We start from the raw sequence: 19,214 nt of genomic DNA on the forward strand, positions 1-19,214 counted from the left end.
GCTGATGAACGAGGAAACTGAAGTAACGTCTGAGTTCCCGACTGCGTTTCAACCGGAATCCAGCCGAAACTTGGTCTGAATTCCAGCCCTGATCCCACACCAGCACATATCCAAAGGAGGATAAGAGAATGAACAAGAAGTTGCCGAAGATGCTTGCACTTATTGCTGCCGGATGCATGACGATGTCGGTCGGAGCCTGCAGCTCGCCGGGCGCACCATCCGCCTCCGGCGGCAGTCAGACCGTCAGCAACGACGCCAGCGCCAACGACAATGCCAAGTGCCAGAACACCGTCAAGAAAGACGGCGTCGAGAAGGTCACCATCTGGGCATGGTACCCGGCCTTCGACAAGATCGTGGACAATTTCAACGACACGCATGACGACGTTCAGCTGTGCTGGACGAAGATGCCGGACGGCATGACCACCTATCAGAAATTCAGCACGGCCATCAAAGCGAAGTCCGGCGGACCGGACATCATCCAGCTGGGCTATGACGCCATGCCGCAGTACGTGTCCGGTGTTGAGCAGCATCTGATCGATCTCAAGCAGTTCGGCGTGGAAAAGATCAAGTCCGATTACACCGAAGGTGGCTGGAACAGCGTGACACTGGGATCGGACGCCGTGTACGGCGTACCAGTCGACGCAGGACCATTCGTAATGATGTACCGCAAGGACATTTTCGACAAGTACGACGTCAAGGTGCCGACCACTTGGGCCGAATACGAGCAGGCCGGCAAGGAACTGCGTGAGAAAGGCTTCGAGGGCCATATCGGCAACTTCGAGGCAAACGGCACCGGTTGGAACCTCGCGCTCTTTGCGCAGAAAACCGACGACGTGTACTCGTACTCTGCCTCGAATCCGGAGCAGGTCAGCATCAACTTCGAATCCGAGGGCGTCAAGAGCGTGCTTGAGTACTGGCAGCGTCTCGCCAAGGAAGACGTCGTAGCCACGGACGACAGCTTCACCGCCGAATGGTACAAGAAAATCGTCGACGGCTCCTACGCCAGCTACGTCAGCGCTTCGTGGGTGACCGGCTACATCAAGGGTGTCAGCGGCGCCGAGGAAGGATCCGTCTGGCAGGTCACCAAGGCTCCGGTCTGGGACGATTCCACTCCGGCCGTGAATTACGGAGGCTCCGGCATCGCCGTCACCGATCAGGCCAAGCACACCGAGAAGGCCGCTCAAGTAGCCATGGAACTGTTCCAGGACGACAAGGCCCAGGAAATCGCCGTCACCGACTCCGGTTTGTTCCCGACCTGGGTCAAGAAGCTCGACTCCGATGCATTCAAGAACTACGAGGACGAATTCTTCAACAACCAGAAGGTCAACGCCGTGCTCGCTGAAACCGCACAAGGCTACCAAGGCTACGAATACCTGCCGTTCCAGACCTATGCCTTCGACGAGCAGACCAAGGCCTTCACCAAGGCCGTCAAGGATGGCGAAGACGTCTCTTCCACGATGACGGCTCTGGACAAGACCCTCTCGGATTACGCCACCCAGCAGGGATTCACCGTCAAGTGACCTGCAACAGCCGATAACATCCAATAGCAGAAACACTGCTTGTTGTGAAGGGGTCTTCGGGCCCCTTCACAACAAGGGAGGTATGCGAACATGTCGCAGCAACAATCACAACACACATCCTCCACGCGGTCTCAATCAGCGCGCAAGGTGAACCTGTGGGGCTGGTTCTTCACCGCACCATTCGCCATCATCTTCCTGCTGTTCCTGGTGATACCGCTGGTATACGCCTTCTACGTCTCCCTGTTCACCTATACGCAGGTACGCGGCAGCACCTTCACCGGATTGGCCAATTACGCCCGAGCCTTCACCGATCCCATCTTTCTGGCCGGTATGGGACGAGTCGTTCTGTACACAGTGGTGATGGTTCCGATCCAGCTGCTGTTCGCATTGCTGATCGCCTTGGTGATCGACTCCGTCAAGAACAAGTTCACAGCTTTCTCCCGACTGGTGGTCTTCCTGCCGTACGCCATTCCCGTAGTGATCGGCGCTTTGATGTGGGGCTTCATGTACTCGAAGGATATGGGCCCGTTCGCCACGCTCTTCGACCTGTTCGGACTACCGACCCCGGGCTTCCTGACCCCGCAGGGCATCTTCGGTTCCTTGGTGAATGTCGTTACCTGGCAGTGGACCGGCTACTACATGGTGATCCTGTATTCGGCATTGCAATCCGTTCCGCACGAATTGTATGAGTCAGCACGTATCGACGGCGCTTCGGAAATCCAGATCGCATTGAAGATCAAAACACCGATGATTTCCAGTTCACTGGTCATGGTCACGATCTTCTCTCTGATCGGCACGCTGCAGTTCTACACCGAACCAACTGTGTTGAAGAACAGCGCACCCTCGGTAATCGCGCCGGAGTACACCCCGAACATGTACGCACAGGCGCTGGCCTTCAACTACAACCAGCTGAACTATTCGGCGACCGTATCGTTCGCTTTGGGTCTGATCGTGGTGATTTTCAGCATCTTCTTCATGCGACTGACCCGCAAGCAATCTGGATTGGAGGGCTGACCAATGGCTCGCTCAACAACGCGTTCATCGAAGCAATCCCGCAACACCGGAGCCCCTATCGGCGGCGGACACCACATCCCCTCATACGTGCTGCTGGCAATTTGCGTGGTCTACTTCCTGTTCCCCGTATGGTGGCTGGTCGTAGCCGCAACCAAAACCAATTCGGGACTGTTCGTCGGTTCAGGCGGCCCGATGTGGTTCGATAAGACCTTCAACCTGTGGGAGAACATCAAGGAACTCTCCACCTATGAAGGCGGCATTTACTGGCGTTGGCTGTTCAACTCGTTCCTGTACGCTTTCGTGGGCGGATTCGGTGCAACCGCCGTCTCCGTGATGGCCGGATACGGATTCGCAAAATTCAAGTTCAAGGGCCGCAAGACCTACTTCAACATCGTGCTCGGCTCATTGATGATCCCCACCACCGCACTGGCCATTCCCACCTTCATGCTGATGTCGCAGTTCGGTATGAACGATACGGTGTGGGCAGTGCTGCTGCCGTCGCTGCTGTCGCCGTTCGGCGTATATCTGATGCGTGTATACTGCATGGATTCCCTGCCTGACGAGATGCTGGAAGCGGCACGAGTGGACGGGGCCGGCGAGCTACGCACTTTCTTCCAAGTCTCGCTGCCGATTATGACGCCGGCCATCACCACGGTGTTCCTGTTGTCCGTGGTTGCCTGTTGGAACAACTTCTTCCTGCCTTCGGTGGTGCTGTCGAATACCAAGCTCTTCCCCATCACCGTCGGCCTGACGCAGTGGCAGCAGCGCTCGAACATGGGTGCCGGCGCCGAGCAGATCTGGAATCTGGTAACCTCCGGCGCCTTCGTCTCGGTCATCCCGCTGGTCATCGCCTTCCTGTTCCTGCAACGGTACTGGGTCGGCGGATTGACGGCGGGTTCGGTCAAGGCTTGATTCGCTGAGCTCACGTGATTCGATCAATCGAATCGACTCACGTGAGTTGGCAAATACCGGCAAAGCACCAGTAAATATCAGCAAACACTAGCGCTGAATCGACGAATTCCGGTTTCGGCACAGATGCCGGAGCCGGAATTCGTCATATTGCCCACCAACGCATCACACAGGATGGTGACACATTATGGACAGCAGACAGTCGTACAAGTTCCGTTTCGGAGCGGCATTCTATGCCGAATATCACGCATTCGACACATTGGACGAGGACATGCGTCTGCTTGCCGAAGCGCACTGCAACACCATCCGTGTCGGAGAAGGCAGCTGGTCGCATTGGGAGCCCGAAGACGGCCGGTTTGATCTGGATTGGTTGGAACCGGTGTTGGATAAAGCCCACGAGTATGGCGTGGAAGCCATCATCGGAGTACCGACATTCGCGATTCCCTTGTGGCTTGCTCGTGCATGCCCGGAAATAACGTTGGTGGACATTCACGGGCGGCGTTCGGCATACGGTTCAAGGGAAGAGCACAGTTACACGCATCCGACATTCCGCTATTATTCGCGCCGCATCATCGAAGCGATCGTGCAACGATACCGGAATCACCCTGCTGTGATCGGCTGGCAGCTGCATAACGAGCCAGGCTTGAAAATCGATTACTCTCCGTTCGTATTCGAGGGGTTCAAAGACGAGCTGCGTCGAGAGTATGGCAACGTTGAGGAACTCAACCGGCAGTGGGGACTGGTGTTCTGGTCTCATGAACTGACCGATTGGGATGATCTGTGGGAGCCGTCCGGCAATGATCAGCCGCAATACGACATTGCTTGGCGACGATATCAAGCGAAGCTCACCGATGATATGCTGCGTGAGCAGCGTGATTGGATTCGCGCACTCTGCCGTGATGATCAGTTCATCACTGTGAATTTCGCATTGGCCCGTCCGGCACTCGACGAGGCGAAGTCCGCACAACTATTGGATGTGGTGTCGTTCGATCCCTATTACCAAATGCAGGACGGAATGTTGCTTAACAATCCGGACAGCAATTACGGCACCCAGACCGAAAGCGAGTGGAAAACCACCGGGCCATGGGGATTGAGCCTCAATGGCGATCGCATCTATGCCTTGAAACAGCAGCCATTTGGTATCGCCGAGTGCAATGGCGGACCGATCGGAGGTTCTGCAGATCGATTCCCCGGTTATGATGGCCAGTGGCGTCAAGCTGCTTGGCAGTTCATTCTGCGTGGAGCCCAGATGATCGAATACTGGCCGTGGAGGCAGATCACGACAGGGGCAGAGACATTCTGGGGCGGTATTATTCCCCACGATGGCAAACCGGGGCGCGTCTATCATCAGATTGCCCAGCTGGGAGCCGAACTCGAATCATACGGGACCAAAATTCTGGGATTGCACCCGGATTACGACATCACCATGCTGTATTCGGTGCAGTCACGTTGGGCCATGGAATGCGAGCCCTACCAAGCGGACAACGGCTTCTCTGACGCTCACGACGCACGGAATCCGCAAGCCTATGAGCAACTGTTCCGCACGTTCTACCAAGGAGCCTTCCTTTCCGGCAGACAGACTCGTATCGTATATGACACCCAGATTATCGACGATAACGGCAACCTTCTTTACCCGGCGCAACAATTCGTGCTGCATCATCCGGTTCTGGTAGCAGCCGGAACATATATGATTTCCGATCAACTGACGGATTGGCTGAAAGATTACGTACAGTGCGGCGGCCACCTGATCATAGGCCCGGAAACCGGAATCGTAGATGAACTTGCCCGTGCCCAAAGTCATACGCAGCCAGCAGGATTACAACAGCTCGCAGGCGCTTCCTATCAGGAGACGTCAAATCTGCTCCGTGAGCTTCCGATTCGCGGATGCCGAGGATACGACATGCGCCCGCACAGCGCGGCGACCATAGTTGCACAACATCTCGAACCAACCTCCAGCGAAACATTATGCCAATACGAGCATCCGTTCTTCAGCGGATTTGCGGCGGCGACCACCCATCAGACAGGCGCGGGACGCGTTACCGTTGTAGGCACGATTCCCAATCGCGAGCTGATGACGTCGATATATGACGTCGTACTCGCACCGGCTTCCGTATGGTCCGACTGCTGCAAGGACACAGCAGTAACGCATACATCGGCAGTGAATGAAAATGGCGATCGACTACATGCCTTGTTCAACTGGAGTTGGGACTGCGAGCGCATCACGCTCCCCTCCCCTTGTTCTCCGGCAAACGGCGGGGAGCCTGTGCAAGAAGTCCTGTTACGACCGTGGGATGTTCGCATTCTGGCGGAAAAGCCTGAGCGCACAACCGCTGATGACAGCAAACGGTAGATAAGATACTAATTATCGAATAAGCGAGCGCCGCTGTGCCAATGCAGTCACAGGGCTGCGACGACTTGAGACGAGCGGAAGTTTGGAGGTACCGACAATGTCGACGTCAAAGCGAGTAACCATTACGGACGTTGCCCGACAGGCGGGCGTCTCCATAAAAACCGTTTCCAACGTCATCAACAACTCGGGAAGCATGCGTCCGGAAACGCGTGAACGCGTCCGCAAGACAATCACCAGTATGGGGTATTCCGTCAATTACTCGGCCCGCTCGTTGAAAACAGGCGTGTCCAAGCTGATTGGATTGGCCACGTTCGATTTCACACAGTCGTTCACCGCACTGTTCGCACAGTCATTGATCGAAGTCGCAAGAGAGCGCGATTACGGCGTAGTAATCAACACCTATGATTTAGATGGCACCGGTCTGCCAGAGGCGGTTGATCGAATCCCTTCGCTTGGCGCGGATGGCTGGATCTTTCTTTCCGGCAAACCGCTGGCGAATGAGGGAGCGATATTGCAGCAACAGTATCCGATAGTGTTCGTCGGTGATTTTGACGCCTACGGCAAAGCCGACAGCGTGCGGGTTCCCAGTCGCGAAGCCATGGATGCGTTGGTATCGAGGCTGCTGGCCAAAGGCTTCCGGCGCATCGGACTGATCGGCGCTCCCGAGGGTGTTGACGCCAATAATGTGATGCAAGCTTCAGAGGGTGCCGGGCCTCTGCGACTTCGTGGTTTCGTTGAGGCGTTCTCTCGGCTCGGCATTCCGGTGGATTGGAACCTCGTTATTCCTGAGAGCCGCTGGTTGAGCAGCGACGGCGAGCGGGCGATACGAGATCTGCTGGGCCGCGTGGCATGCCCGGAAATCATCATCTGCTTGAACGACGCTCTAGCGTTCGGCGCGGTGCATGAATTACAACGTATGGGACTGCAAATACCGCAGGATGTGCAGGTGATCGGTTTCGATAACGTGCAGGAATGCCAGTTCAGCACGCCGACGCTGAGCACGGTGGATCTGCATATGGAAGCGTTCGCCTCGGCAGCGGTCGACATGCTGATCGGTCGCATCAACGGCGATACAGGCCCGTTCCAGACGGTGACTACTGACTTCACGTTTGTGGAACGGGCCTCGACACGGGCTTTGCGGTAGCTGCCCCGCCCCGCCCCGCGACGCCCCGCCCTGCTGAGGCTGGCCTCGACCTACTGTGGGCTACTACGGCCCCGCCGCAAGCTCCTCCCCTACTGCGGGTCGTTGGACCCTTCGGCGACCGGACTGAATTCGACCGGCGTTATGGGGTGTTCGGCGTCAGTGTTGAGGTAGACGCTGTAGCGCTCGTGGCCGGCGATGTCGTAGAGCGGGCGCATGTGCATCGCCGCGGCGCGGGCCGCCAGCGCTTCCCCGGCAGCCGGCAGGTCACCTACATTGATATCGACATCCGGCTTGGCCATGAGTACGTCACCGTGCAGTACAGCCACACGAGCCGGGGCACCGCGCAACGCTTCCGTATGCCAGTCGGGCGCGATATGCAAGGTAATCGACTCGCCGTTGTGCCAGTCGCGCTCGATTCGCGCGAAACCGTCAGAGGCGCGGGTCAGGGGTACGTTTGCACCTTCCACCGTATGTGAACGGAATACGAACGCCAGACGCCGGGTGACGTCGCTGCATGTGTCGCCGCACGTGTCGCTACACGTGTCGCTACACGCATCACCGCACGTATCAAACGTCACGCGCAGCGTCGCGCGATCCGACGCAGGATAATCGGTATCCAACGTGCAGGTCACGCCCTGATCGCGCCAATGCAACCGCGAGGGTACGTATGACGTTACCGCCACGGTCGGCACGGTACCGCCGCACTCCCCCGGTTCGACGCTGCTTTCCGGCACGGCCTCGAACCAAATGTTGCGGGCCAGCTCGCTGGCGGCCTCCACACCGGAGGCGGTGCAGCACCAGAATGTGTCGGTCGGCGTGGAGAAGATCTTATATGCGCCGCATCCCATCGGCTGGTGGTATTGCGACAGGCCGTTACGCGGGCTGAAACAGTTGAGCACGGCGTTGAACTTCAGCCGCGCCAGCCAATCGGCGTAACGAATATCTCCCGTCCAGGAGAACAGTCGGCTCATGATGCGCTCGGTGTTGTGGCCGTTGCAGGATTCGCTTTCGCCGAACGTCAAGGCATCGTGAAGATCGCCGGCGGCGCCCCAATGCTCAGCTTTGTCCGAAACACCATATTCCAACGTGAAATGGGTGGCTTTCGAACTGTTGGAACCATTGGCGAACGTACGCGAGTCAAGGAACCCAGCAAAATGCTCGGCCGCCGTACGGTACCGCTCTTCACCGGTGATGTCATACCGATGTTCCGCCGCGGTGATCTGCGGCAGATGGGTATTCGCATGCAAATCTTCCAGCACATCCTCGCCGGCGGTCATCGGTCCGAGGAAATACTCACGATCGAAGACTTTGGCCGTCGCCAGCACATCCGCATCATGGGTGATGTCGTACAGCGCATACAGGGCGTCGCCGATGCCGCCATATTCGTTCAGCGGATTGAGTCGGGTGGGCCGTAGCATGTTGTCGATTTTCCATGCCCCGAGCCCGGAAAGCCGCCGACCGATATACCCGGCCAATCCTCGCGCCAGTCGCAACGCCGTCTCGTTGCCTACGTAACGGTAGGCATCCACCAAGCCTTGCAGAATCTTGTGCAACGTGTAGTAGGGTGCCCAAACCTTGCGATAATCCTTGGATTCCAGCCGGTCGAGCTCGGATTCGGGGAAAGCCGCGAGGTATCCGTTCGGCTGGGCACATTGCGCCATCACGTCGACGATGCGATCGACGATTGCTTTGAATTGGTTGCGCATCTCGACTTGCGTATCGTCGTCCGGCGTATCACAGGCCAATTCATCCGCCGCTTCATCCGCGCTGTACGAAGCGTAGAACTTGGACGCGGCAGACAGGAAATGCCCTACGAAATGACCACGCAATCCGCAGTCCGGCGACTCCCAGCCGCCCAACGGTTCGGCGGCGTCCTTGAATCCCGCGTTGGTGCGGAAGGTGTGCATCAGTCGGTCAAGATCGAACTGCAGCACATAATCACGCACCAGCATCTGACGTCGGCAGAACTCACCACCCGTCAACGTTACGTCGGGCAGATCGAATCCGCGGTATCGCACACTGACAGTGTCATAAGAAGTTTCGGCATCGTAACGGACTGCGCCAGCATGCGCATCCCTGCCGGCAGCGGACCGGACGGTCGTTTTAGACTTCATTGTCATTCCTTTCGTTACGTATCGGCACATGTGTCACTTCATTGCGCCCAATTGCGTGAAGCGACACATGTTGAACCGGTTCAATCTATTGTATGCGTATATGTCTCCCAATTTTCAAGAGCCGGCGGGTGATTGGGGGAAGGTTGCATATGTAGTGGAGGCGATGGGGTTTGGCGGAGTAGCGAGACGTGGGATGGAAATGCATTGGGGATGACTATGCAGTTGCGGACCGTGCACTCATTGCTCGCATGTATTGTCTCGGGACATCATTGACACATGTCTCGGGACAATACAGTGCTCATTACGCACAAGAAATTGAGAATGGCGGAAACAAGCTGATTCGGTAGTGCTTGATGCGGGATGACACGTACGTAAAACGATCGACGGCGATTGAGGCCCGCAGCCGCGCGGGGCACAACGCCAAAACGTCGATCTTATGGCTGCGACCCGTGACCGCGAATGCGTGGTACCAAATGTTAAAAATAGCGATTCTGCGGTTACGTACCACGAGCACACATGCGCTCATTACGCACGCGACATCAAAAATGGCGGAAACAAGCCATTTTGACATTTCACTGATGCGGCACATTACATGCGTAAAACGTTTTATGCGAGTTATGTGCCACGGTCGCGTGGTACCAAATGTCAAGAACGGCGATTTCGTGGTTACGTACCACCATCGTATCCTTGTAGGGGCTCGAAGAGCGCGTTTTTATGCGAATTTTTCGAGTCTTCGCAATTAAGAAGATGCCCCGGGCGGCACTTAGACATCGTCTTTGCCGTGCCGCACGGCTCGCTGGCCATGTACTGCCCCAATGGAAAACCGACCGGGCTTTCCTAGAGGTTGTCGCTCCGATCTGGGACAACCCCCACCGGAGAGCCAGCCGGGAAGCCGGGAAAACAGTCCACCGGACTGTTTTCTGATCCCGGCTTCTAGCTCTTGCGTGACAAGGTCACGCAAGAGCTCCCATCGGATCCCATGCGGGGAGCATGGTGGCGGGCTCTTCCAAGGCCTTCTGGTACTCCTCGGGGAGCATCGACTTCGGGACGGCTACCTCGTAGACGTACTCGGTGAACCAGTCGTCGGACATGGTGAAGTAGCCCTTGTCGGCGATCTTGGTGCCCCAAGAGTTCTCCACGCGCCAGCGGCGGGTGGTGGTGCCGTCATCGGCCACGTCCACACCGGCGAAGGCCATGGCGTGGTTCATCGCCGAATCAGCGAAACGCACACGGGCTTCCTTGTCGAGGTCGAAGTCCACGTCGTACACCTTGCCATACTCGAACAGGTCGGTGGCCCAAGCACCATTCTCGCGGTCCATGAACGGGTGGCAGTCAGCGCCGAACCATACCGGAATGCCCTGCTCGACCAGAATCTTGCGCACGCAGTCCTTCATGAACTGATTCGGCACATTGAGGTACTCGGTGGCGTCACCGCCGGCCACATTGCCCAAGTGCTCGATGCCGATCTTCTTGCCCTTGGCATGCTCGGCGCGCGGATCGTCCACGAGGCACACGTAATCCTCAAGACCGGCCGAACCCACGTACTTGTTCCAGAATTCAACCGGCGTGATCTCGCCGTCGCGATGGAACTCGCCATCCTTGTCGGTCCACTCCCAGTCGAAGGAGACCGGCGGCTCTCCCAGGTGGATGGTCAGAATGCGGTGGCCGGCGGCGGTGGCCTCGGAGATGATCTGCTCGGTCTTGGCGGCATCGTCCTTGGCGGCATACAGGTGAGCCACGGCGGTGTGCAGCATATGGCGCAGCTGGGTGTTCATCTCGCCGGTGTTCATCGAAGAAGCGGTCTCCGGGAACAGATCCTTGGGAACGGCACCGTACTTCTTGTATACGTTCATGGCCATGGTCCACTGGCCGCCGTCACCCATCACATCGGCCAGCAGGTGCTGCATCAGACGGGAGTCGGCGGGCTCGCCGGCAGCCACCAGAGCGGCCACATCCTTGAGGAAGTAGTTGACGCGCTCCAGCTTGTCGAAGTACATCGCATAGTTCTGAGAGAACTCGAACTCCTTCAGGTTCATGTTCTTCTTGGCGATGAAGCGGGCCACGTTCAGGGAGCTGAACAGCCAGCAGCGGCCGGAACGATCCTGGTGGGTGGCTTCGCCGTTGTCCACGATGGTGGAGAAGCGGCGCTGCATCAGACGGGCACGATCATAGTTGCGGGCCACCTTGTCGATGCCGGCTGCGGTCACCGCATTCATCGCCAAGCGATTGGTGCCATTCGCATCGAAATCGTCGCGCAGGGCGTTCAGCGCTTCACCGCTCAACGGTGTCAGTTCACTCATGTCTACTCCTTCTATGGATCAGTGCGCTTGTGACGCGGGATAACAAACGAATACGGCACCTGGCGTAGAACGCACAGGTGCCGTATTCATGCCGCTAGTAGTCTAGTCGAGGGGCTGTCATTCGCCGATACCGTGCCGCATCGGCGATCATGTTCAAGTTCACTACGCGGACAACTCTCGTTTCGCAGCTCCCTGTCAGGCTTCTGGGTAGTCGCAGAAATGAGCGCGCAACGGAACCGTTATTCGGCGGATGTCTCCTCGCCGTCGTTGCCGTCAGCAGCCTCGGCGGACTCAGCTTCGACGGATTCCGTATGGATGACTTCCGTCTTGGCCGTGTCCTCGTCCGCCGCAGCAGCATCTGCGGCTTCGGCATCGCCAGCAGCCTCGTCGGCATGCTCGGCATGCTCGGCATGCTCGGGCTCGGCGGGCTCCTGCGCAGTCTCAGGAACCGGAGCCATCACCGGCAGAGAGGCGGCGGCAGCCTGGGCATCGCCCTGAGCCGCGGCCTGACCGGCCTGCGCGCCGCCGAACGCGAATCCGGCGAACGCCTGGGAGAACATGGAACGCAGCTCGGAAACACGCTGCGTAATCACGGATTCGCGCTCCTGCAGATCGCTGATGCGCTTGGACAGACCATCCAGCTCGCTTTGGGCGGCTGCACGACGCTCCTCGATCTGGGCATCGGCATCCTCACCGGCCTTGTGCACGATGGCTTCGGCCTGACGATCGGCCTCCTCGCGCTTGGCGGCGGCATAGGAATCAGCCTCTTCGCGAACGATCTTGGCCTGACCAACCAGTTCGTCGGCTTCCTTCTTGGCGGATACGCGACGCTCTTCCAGATGCTGCAGCAGCTCGTTGACCTTCTTGGTGGCCTCGTCCTGCTGGGCGGCGATATCGTGACGGATCTGCTCGACTTCCGCGTTGACCTTGCTCATCGTGCTGGTGCGCTTGACTTCGGCATCATCGGTGATCTCCTGGGCCTGAGCCTTGGCGGAGTCGATGATTTCGCTGGCCTTGCGCTGCGCCTCGGTCATCATCTTGGACACCTGTTCGCGCACGTCGGCAAGCTTCTTGTTCGCATCGGAGAGCGCGGCCTCGATCTGATCGTTGGAATCGGACTTGAGCTTGGTGATCTCCTCGTTGGCGCTTTTGCGCAGTGCGGCGACCTGCTGGGTGGCTTCGGCCTTCATCTGGGCGATTTCGCGTTCCTGGGTGGAGCGCTCGGAGGCCAGCTTCTTGATGTGCTCCTCACGCGCGTTGCTCAGCTCCAGTTCAACGGTCTGGCGCTGTTCGGTGATGGTCTTGGTGGTTTCCGAACGCATCTGTTCGGCGTGCTCGTCCGCGGAAGTGGTCACCGACTTGGCCTGCTCGTTGGCGTTGGTCAGGATGGAGGCGGCCTTGGCGTTCGCGTCGCTGATGATGTGCTGGGCATCCAGCTTGGCGTTGTTGATCAGGGTTTCGGCCTGCGCCTGAGCTGTGGTGCGAATGGAGGAGGCGTCCTGCTTGGCGCGTTCAAGCAGCTCGGTGCTGGTCTGCTCGGCGGAGGCCAGCATCTGCTGGGCGTTGGCGCCGAGGGAAGCGAAGCTGTTGCCCTCGGACTTACGATTCTTCTCTTCCTGAAGCTGGGCCTGCAGCTGCAGGATGCGGTCGTCGTCAGCAGCGATTTGCTCGCGCATGCTGGCAAGCGTCTGCTGAGCACGTTTTACGCTCTCCTGAGTGGCTTCAAAGGCGGCATCCACCTTTTCCTTGTCATATCCTCGCAGCACCACCGGGAAACGATCCACCATGGCTGTTTTATCCTTTCGCACATACTTAAGCGACTTGGCACTTCCTTGAAGCACTGTAGCGCATGAGCACGGCACGGAACGCGGGTCATCGCGCAATCGTTACAATGCGTGCGAAACGTGTTCTATATCGAGCGCTTCGGCGGGGTGATTCCAGGCTGTGCTGCGCCCAATCCAGCGCACAGTCAGGCGATCAAAATATCGGAACTGGTGGGTTTGAGATAGTAACACACGGTTTCGCGCACCACGTCACGGCCGGCGGCGATCTGCTGTTCCAACGTAAGTCCGTGCGACGTGAGCCCGTGCCGGCCGGAGTGGGCCGGTATCACCGGCGGGAAACTCACGAATCCGCTGAGCACCCGGTCTTGGGCGGACGTCCAGTTGAGCAGACTGTAGAACAGCGAATTGCACACGAAGGTGCCGGCGTCCGAACTTAAGGAGGCGGGAATCGAATCGTCGGTAAAATCCTTCAGGATGGAGCGCAACGGCAGTCGCGTCCAGTATGCGGCCGGACCGCTGGGATCAATGGATTCGCGGCGCGGGATGACGTTGTCCGCGTCCGGTTTGGCCGCATCCATCAGATTGGTGGCGCAACGCTCCAGCAGAACGCTGCGCGCCGAACGCTTGAGTCCAGTGGCGATGACGATATGCGGGTGCACGGCATCGATGGTCTCCAGCAACGTGGGCCACGCTTTGGCGAAACTCACCGGAAGACTGACGGCGTGAACATGCACTTCGACTTCGCCCAGCAGATCGTCCGGCCCCTCGCCGGCGCCGATACCCTGTTCTGCGATGGCAGCGGGGACTTCGCGAGCCGGATTGACAGTTATGCCGTCATAGTGATCGAATCCTGAAATCACCACATTGAGTTCACGCATAGCGTCCAGTCTATCGCGACCTGCACGTTCGCCGCGGCGAAGCTAGCGACGCATCTGCCCGGCGGCCTGGGCGAGCAACGCATGCATGCGGGCGCGGGCCTCCTCCTTGGGATCGACGGCACCGCGTCCGACGACACCGCTGACACCGTGGGCATCCCGCCCAAGTAGCTGCTCGGCGATACGTTCGGCCGTGGGAATATCGGCCAGCGTAGTGATCTTCAGATTCGTTTCGGCACCGGAGACGATGGCCACGGGTTCGTCGGGCAGATAGTCCACCACCACGCGCGTATCGTCCGTGGGATGGAAGTCCGGGTCGGCTGACGCCAAATCGTAGGCGTGACGAATCGTGGCGAAACGGAAGGATTGCGGGGTCTGCGCACGATAGGTATTCGGGCGGTCCGGCACCGACTTGACCACCTTGCGATCGCCCAGATCCTCGGTCAGCAACACGGTATCGGTGGATGCGAACGCCACGGTGGCCGCCTTGAACTGGTCGAGCGCGTCGATCGAGCCATCGATGGCGGATTGTGCCACGAACGGGCGGACGGCGTCATGGATAAGGATCTTGGCATCATCCGGAATGCCGGCGGCGGCGAGCGTATCCAGTGCCGCAGCCGTGGAATCGACGCGCTCGGAACCGCCGTCGATCACCACACGCACCTTGGCGTATCCGGCTTCGTCGATCAGCGACTCCACTTCGCCGCGTACCTTCGGATTGACCACCACTACGATGTCGCTCACCCGCGCGCACTGCTCGAACGCCTCGATGCTCCAGCACACGATAGGCTTGCCGCCAACGGCGACCAGCTGCTTGGGATTGTCCGGATCGAACCGTGTGCCGAAGCCGGCCGCCAGAACCACCGCCACCACCGGCACATGTTGCGCGATGGGTTCGGATGCCGGTTTGGCCATTGGTTCGGCTCCCGGCTCAGCGTCAGCGTTCACGGCAATATCTCTCTCAGTCATAGGCACCACCGTAGGGTGAGGGCTGCCCGAGCGTGACCCGCGTCACACCTTTCTCCACGGAATGTGCTCGTAGGCAACCCGGCAACCCGCTATCAGTGGCGGATGATGAGGGCGAGGAGGCGGCCTTCGTGAGGCTTGCCAGCGAGCGCGGCGCGGCGATGCGAATACCACAGCGGGTTTTCGAGCGTACACATGCTGCGGTTGATGTGCCGGATGCGTTCGGCAAGATCAACCGGGCCTTCACCGTCGGTTCGGCACAGTTCGGCCAGTTCGGCGTCGGCTTCCAGATATTCGGTGGCGGCGTGGACGCGCGGCATGGAGTCGACGATCTGATGCACGCCGGCGAACGAAAGGTCGATCATCGCCGCTTCGGCAATGTCGATGCCGGCACCGCCGAAACGGGTGGTCGTTTTGGTCAGCGGGAATCGCTTGACGAAAGTGTCGGCGATGTCGTCGCCTACTTCGTAACAGTCGCCGCAGATGCGCGGGCCCAGTGTGGCGATGATGTTCGCCGGATCGGCACCTTTGAGTTTCATCAGTTCGACGGTGGCTTCGATCACCCCGTGCTCAAGTCCGCGGCGGCCGCAGTGCGCGGCACCGATAACGCCGGTGACCGGGTCTGCCATGAGCACCGGCAGACAGTCGGCGGCGAACATACCCAAAGCGATGCCGGTCTGGGAGGTCACCTGACCGTCCGCCTCGATAACGAACGGCTCGTTGTCGTCGGTTACGCCGTGCGTACCGGAAGCGTCAAAGCCGAACGGGGCGTTGGGTTGGAAGACTTCGTCGATATCGGTGGCGACGCCGGAATGCACCTGGCTGACCAAGGACAGCCGTGCGCCGACCGCCTCGGACAGGGCGATGCGATTGGACAGTACGGCTTCGGGATTGTCGCCGGACTTGCCGCCGAGGTTGAGGTTGCCGTATGCGCCGGTGCTCAGGCCTCCCAGTCGCGTGGTGTAGACCACGGTGATGCCGGGGGCAAGTGCGATCGGAATGGTCACCGGAATGGGTCGGCCGGCTTTGTCGGTGGAGCTGATGGCGTTGGAATCAAGGATTTCGTCGTGGTATTCAGTCATGGTCATTCGGCTTTCAACGTGGGCTTTTTGGTGCGGGATCGGATTGCGGCGTTGATGGGCACCGGATGCGGGCAGGGCATCGAGAATACGTGGGCCGGATTGTTGATGGCGGCGACCGGCAGTCCGTCCGCGTCTCGCAGGCCGGATTCCGGCACGGTGAAGGCCAACGGACGTTCGCCGGGCAGCAGGAATTCGACTTCCTGGCCGGGCTCGATCTTGTTGCGGCTCATCAGCGTTACGCGGCCGCCTTCGTCCGCATTCCAGCTCAGTACCTCGCCGACCACCATCCAGGAGCGGAAGTAGGCGGAGCGGTCGGTGTTCTGCGTCACCTTGTGTTCCGGATAGTAGAAGCCGGTGGAATAGTCGCGGTGAGCCACCTTGTCGGTTTCCTCCAGCAGCCATTCGGGCAGTTCGACGTGCGGCGCGGGGCGGACGGCGGCGTGCTGCCAGTCGGTTTCGATGGTTTCCGCTGCGGTGTTGGACTTGCGCCGGGTGGAGCGGGCGCGGTAGCTCAGGTTGTCCGGCTCGGCGGTCGGATCGGATTTCACGGGGGCAGCGGCACCAAGCTGCTCATAGCCTTCGTCGGACACACCGGAGAAGGCGGCGTCGGCGTTACGCATCACCGCATCTTCGGCGTTCGGATCGCCGAAGTCAGGGTCGCCGGGGCGAATCACCTGATCATGGAAAGGCCGTAATACCGTACCGTCGGCGGACTCGAAGCCGCGCTGAATCATATATTCGTTCACCGCGGTCTTGTAGGCGTTGGTCATCGCTGCGATGTAGTACGCGCTTTTCGCGCGACCTTCGATCTTAAGGCTCGTGGCGCCGGAGTCGATGAGATCGTCGAGGTGCCCAAGCATGTTCATATCCTGCGAGTTGAACAGGTAGGCGCCGTCCTTGGTCTGTTCGATCGGGAAGTACTGACCGGGGCGTTTCTCCTCCACAATCGAATATTTCCAGCGGCAGGGCTGCGCGCATTCGCCGTGGTTGCCGTCGCGGCCGGTCAGATAGTTGGAGAACAGGCAGCGGCCGGAGAAGGCCATGCACATTGCGCCATGTACGAAGCATTCGATGTCGAGATCGTCGGGAATGTTCGCGCGAATGTCGCGTACGGCCTGCAGATCCATCTCACGGGCCAGCACCACACGGCGAGCGCCCAGCTCGTAGAACGCGTTGGCGGCCTGATAATTGGTCACGCCAGCCTGCGTGGAAACATGCAGCTCCAGATTCGGGGCGACTTGGCGGGCCATCAGCATCACACCGATGTCGGAGACGATCAATGCGTCCACGCCGGTGTCTTTGAGCTGGCCGACGTATTCGCGCAGCGCTTCGATCTCGTTGTTGCGCGGCAGCACATTGCAGGTCACGTAGACGCGGGCGCCGCGCTCATGGGCGTAGCGGGAGCCCTCCTCGAAGTCTTCAAGACTCAGGTTCTTGGGCGCCGAGCGCATGCCGAACGCCTTGCCGCCGCAGTAGACGGCGTCCGCACCGTAATCGACCGCGGTTTTCAGTCCGCGCAGGTTGCCGGCCGGAGACAGTACTTCCGGCTTCTTGCGTGTGGGGATTCTCATCGTCGTATTCATCAGGGCAATAGTGTAACGACCGGCCTGTAAGGCGTTGCGCGCGCACAGCGTCCCCCCTTACCGCTGCCGGACTGATTATGGACGGGTGCCGGTAGGGTTATGTGGCATGAAGATCGATATCGTGAGCGTGTTCCCCGAATATTTCGAAGTGCTGAATCTGAGCCTGATGGGCAAGGCCCAATCCAAGGGACTGCTGGAAATCACCGCGCATAATTTGCGTGACTGGACCCACGATGTGCATCATTCGGTGGACGATACGCCGGTCGGCGGCGGTGCCGGCATGGTGATGAAGCCGGAAGTGTGGGCGGAGTGCCTTGACGAACTGCTGGGGCTGGATGCTCCGGCCGGAACCGATGCGGCCGGGACCGCGGTACAGCCGACTTCCGAAACCTCATCCGCCGCTCCGGTACTGATTTTCCCTAACCCGTCCGCTCCCCTGTTCACCCAGCGTGACGCCACCGAGCTGAGCCACACTGAGCATCTGTTGTTCGGCTGCGGGCGGTACGAGGGGTACGACTCCCGCATTCCCGACTATTACCGTGCGCAGGGCATCGATGTGCGCGAATATTCCATCGGCGATTATGTACTGAACGGCGGCGAGGTGGCGGTATCGGTGATGCTTGAGGCCATCACTCGCCTGATGCCGGGATTCATGGGCAATCCGGATTCGATTGTGGAGGAATCCTACACCGGCGAAGGCGCGCTGCTGGAGCATCGCCAGTACACGAAGCCGGCAGTGTGGCGCGGCATCTCAGTGCCGGAGGTATTGCTTTCCGGCGACCACGGCAAGGTCGATCGCTTCCGCCGCGACGAAGAGCTGGCCCGCACCAACGAGATTCGTCCGGATCTGATCGCCAGGCTTGACTGCAAGGCGTTGGACAAGGCCGACCGTAAAACGTTGATGGCATTGGGCTGGGAGGTTTCCGCCGCCCATCCGCGCAAGTTGGACCGTTAGTATTCGAGTATTCGCTACTCGCTAATCGCTACTCGGCAATCGGTTCGATGTAGAACACGGCGGTTTCGCCGTAGTTGCGCCGCTCGGTGATCTCCCACCCCACGGGCGCAACGGGGTCGTCGGAGCGAATCGAGCGTTCGAGCATGATCACCGTGCGATCGTCGGTGGCGTTGCCGGCCGCCAGGTCGGCAAGCAATTGGTTGCAGGCGTCGGTTGCGAAGGCGTACGGCGGGTCAATGAAAATCACGTCGAATGCCTCGCCGAAGCCACCTGCCACAGCCTCGGCCTTTTTCACCAGCACGCGAGCGCGCAAATCCTCGTTCCATGAACGATGCTTCTTCAGATCAGCCAACGTTTTGGCGATCAGCGCGGCCGCCGGACGCGAACTTTCCACAGCCACCAACTCACGCGCGCCTCGGCTCAACGCCTCGATGCCGAGTGCGCCGGTGCCGGCGAACAGATCCAGCACGCGGGCATCGTCCAGCACTCCCCACGAGTCAAGGTGCGAGAAAATGGCTTCCTTGGTGCGATCGGTGGTGGGCCGGGTGCCGGTTTTCGGGGTGGCCAGTGCCATGCCTTTGAATCGTCCTGAAATTACGCGCATGACCACCAGCTTAG

Annotated in this window: 14 protein-coding genes; 6 read left to right on the forward strand and 8 right to left on the reverse strand. The window is 59.4% G+C overall.

Translation table 11 applies throughout. From position 1 onward, the window contains the following. Positions 1-128 precede the first annotated feature (128 nt). From G1C97_RS10595 to G1C97_RS10615, 5 genes are all read left to right on the forward strand, one after another. Positions 129-1,520, forward strand: a complete 1,392-nt coding sequence (locus G1C97_RS10595) for an ABC transporter substrate-binding protein (RefSeq protein WP_169241711.1) — start codon at positions 129-131, stop codon at positions 1,518-1,520. A 90-nt stretch (positions 1,521-1,610) separates the two neighbouring features. Continuing rightward, a complete protein-coding gene (locus G1C97_RS10600) occupies positions 1,611-2,534 on the forward strand; it encodes a carbohydrate ABC transporter permease (RefSeq protein ID WP_100497255.1) in 924 nt (307 codons plus the stop codon). A 3-nt stretch (positions 2,535-2,537) separates the two neighbouring features. Next, positions 2,538-3,446 (forward strand): carbohydrate ABC transporter permease, encoded by a 909-nt coding sequence (locus tag G1C97_RS10605; RefSeq protein WP_100497254.1) that lies wholly within the window; start codon positions 2,538-2,540, stop codon positions 3,444-3,446. Between the two features lie 184 nt (positions 3,447-3,630). Continuing rightward, positions 3,631-5,793, forward strand: a complete 2,163-nt coding sequence (locus G1C97_RS10610) for a beta-galactosidase (protein WP_169241712.1) — start codon at positions 3,631-3,633, stop codon at positions 5,791-5,793. 97 nt (positions 5,794-5,890) lie between these two features. Continuing rightward, entirely contained in the window at positions 5,891-6,937 is a 1,047-nt protein-coding gene (locus G1C97_RS10615) for a LacI family DNA-binding transcriptional regulator (protein WP_169241713.1), read from the forward strand. Between the two features lie 89 nt (positions 6,938-7,026). On the opposite strand, the gene G1C97_RS10620 is transcribed toward G1C97_RS10615, so the two are convergent. The 7 genes from G1C97_RS10620 to G1C97_RS10650 all read right to left on the reverse strand — a co-directional run bounded on the left by G1C97_RS10620 (position 7,027) and on the right by G1C97_RS10650 (position 17,629). After that, the gene (locus G1C97_RS10620) at positions 7,027-9,051 is read right to left on the reverse strand and encodes a beta-L-arabinofuranosidase domain-containing protein (protein WP_169241714.1); all 2,025 of its coding nucleotides are present in this window, start codon (positions 9,049-9,051) and stop codon (positions 7,027-7,029) included. 953 nt (positions 9,052-10,004) lie between these two features. Beyond that, positions 10,005-11,351: a C1 family peptidase gene (locus G1C97_RS10625; protein WP_169241715.1), complete on the reverse strand. Its 1,347-nt coding sequence runs from the start codon at positions 11,349-11,351 to the stop codon at positions 10,005-10,007. A gap of 239 nt (positions 11,352-11,590) precedes the next feature. Further along, on the reverse strand, positions 11,591-13,138 hold the full coding sequence (locus tag G1C97_RS10630) for a cell division protein (protein WP_169241716.1): 1,548 nt from the start codon (positions 13,136-13,138) through the stop codon (positions 11,591-11,593). 182 nt (positions 13,139-13,320) lie between these two features. Next, positions 13,321-14,013: a pyroglutamyl-peptidase I gene (locus G1C97_RS10635; RefSeq protein ID WP_169241717.1), complete on the reverse strand. Its 693-nt coding sequence runs from the start codon at positions 14,011-14,013 to the stop codon at positions 13,321-13,323. A gap of 42 nt (positions 14,014-14,055) precedes the next feature. Next, positions 14,056-14,925, reverse strand: a complete 870-nt coding sequence (locus G1C97_RS10640; RefSeq protein ID WP_169241734.1) for an IspD/TarI family cytidylyltransferase — start codon at positions 14,923-14,925, stop codon at positions 14,056-14,058. Between the two features lie 146 nt (positions 14,926-15,071). Continuing rightward, a complete protein-coding gene (locus G1C97_RS10645) occupies positions 15,072-16,058 on the reverse strand; it encodes a purine nucleoside phosphorylase YfiH/LACC1 family protein (protein WP_205832625.1) in 987 nt (328 codons plus the stop codon). Between the two features lie 2 nt (positions 16,059-16,060). After that, positions 16,061-17,629 carry a peptidase U32 family protein gene (locus tag G1C97_RS10650; protein ID WP_169241719.1) on the reverse strand — a complete coding sequence of 523 codons (1,569 nt, stop codon included), beginning with the start codon at positions 17,627-17,629 and terminating at the stop codon, positions 16,061-16,063. A 118-nt stretch (positions 17,630-17,747) separates the two neighbouring features. Here G1C97_RS10650 and trmD point away from each other — a divergent pair, with 118 nt between their 5' ends. Further along, the gene (gene trmD, locus G1C97_RS10655) at positions 17,748-18,596 is read left to right on the forward strand and encodes a tRNA (guanosine(37)-N1)-methyltransferase TrmD (RefSeq protein WP_169241720.1); all 849 of its coding nucleotides are present in this window, start codon (positions 17,748-17,750) and stop codon (positions 18,594-18,596) included. 28 nt (positions 18,597-18,624) lie between these two features. On the opposite strand, the gene rsmD is transcribed toward trmD, so the two are convergent. Further along, a complete protein-coding gene (gene rsmD / locus G1C97_RS10660; RefSeq protein WP_165775933.1) occupies positions 18,625-19,200 on the reverse strand; it encodes a 16S rRNA (guanine(966)-N(2))-methyltransferase RsmD in 576 nt (191 codons plus the stop codon). Between the last annotated feature and the right edge of the window lie 14 nt (positions 19,201-19,214).

This window comes from Bifidobacterium olomucense, from assembly GCF_012932375.1.
GTDB classification, from domain to species: Bacteria; Actinomycetota; Actinomycetes; order Actinomycetales; family Bifidobacteriaceae; genus Bifidobacterium; species Bifidobacterium olomucense.

Excerpts from the sequence above, each read along its gene's own strand:
- G1C97_RS10595 (WP_169241711.1), top strand. The coding sequence starts at position 129 with ATGAACAAGAAGTTGCCGAAGATGCTTGCACTTATTGCTGCCGGATGC.
- G1C97_RS10600 (WP_100497255.1), top strand. The coding sequence starts at position 1,611 with ATGTCGCAGCAACAATCACAACACACATCCTCCACGCGGTCTCAATCA.
- G1C97_RS10605 (WP_100497254.1), top strand. The coding sequence starts at position 2,538 with ATGGCTCGCTCAACAACGCGTTCATCGAAGCAATCCCGCAACACCGGA.
- G1C97_RS10610 (WP_169241712.1), top strand. The coding sequence starts at position 3,631 with ATGGACAGCAGACAGTCGTACAAGTTCCGTTTCGGAGCGGCATTCTAT.
- G1C97_RS10615 (WP_169241713.1), top strand. The coding sequence starts at position 5,891 with ATGTCGACGTCAAAGCGAGTAACCATTACGGACGTTGCCCGACAGGCG.
- G1C97_RS10620 (WP_169241714.1), bottom strand. The coding sequence starts at position 9,051 with ATGAAGTCTAAAACGACCGTCCGGTCCGCTGCCGGCAGGGATGCGCAT.
- G1C97_RS10625 (WP_169241715.1), bottom strand. The coding sequence starts at position 11,351 with ATGAGTGAACTGACACCGTTGAGCGGTGAAGCGCTGAACGCCCTGCGC.
- G1C97_RS10630 (WP_169241716.1), bottom strand. The coding sequence starts at position 13,138 with ATGGTGGATCGTTTCCCGGTGGTGCTGCGAGGATATGACAAGGAAAAG.
- G1C97_RS10635 (WP_169241717.1), bottom strand. The coding sequence starts at position 14,013 with ATGCGTGAACTCAATGTGGTGATTTCAGGATTCGATCACTATGACGGC.
- G1C97_RS10640 (WP_169241734.1), bottom strand. The coding sequence starts at position 14,925 with ATGGCCAAACCGGCATCCGAACCCATCGCGCAACATGTGCCGGTGGTG.
- G1C97_RS10645 (WP_205832625.1), bottom strand. The coding sequence starts at position 16,058 with ATGACTGAATACCACGACGAAATCCTTGATTCCAACGCCATCAGCTCC.
- G1C97_RS10650 (WP_169241719.1), bottom strand. The coding sequence starts at position 17,629 with ATGAGAATCCCCACACGCAAGAAGCCGGAAGTACTGTCTCCGGCCGGC.
- trmD (WP_169241720.1), top strand. The coding sequence starts at position 17,748 with ATGAAGATCGATATCGTGAGCGTGTTCCCCGAATATTTCGAAGTGCTG.
- rsmD (WP_165775933.1), bottom strand. The coding sequence starts at position 19,200 with ATGCGCGTAATTTCAGGACGATTCAAAGGCATGGCACTGGCCACCCCG.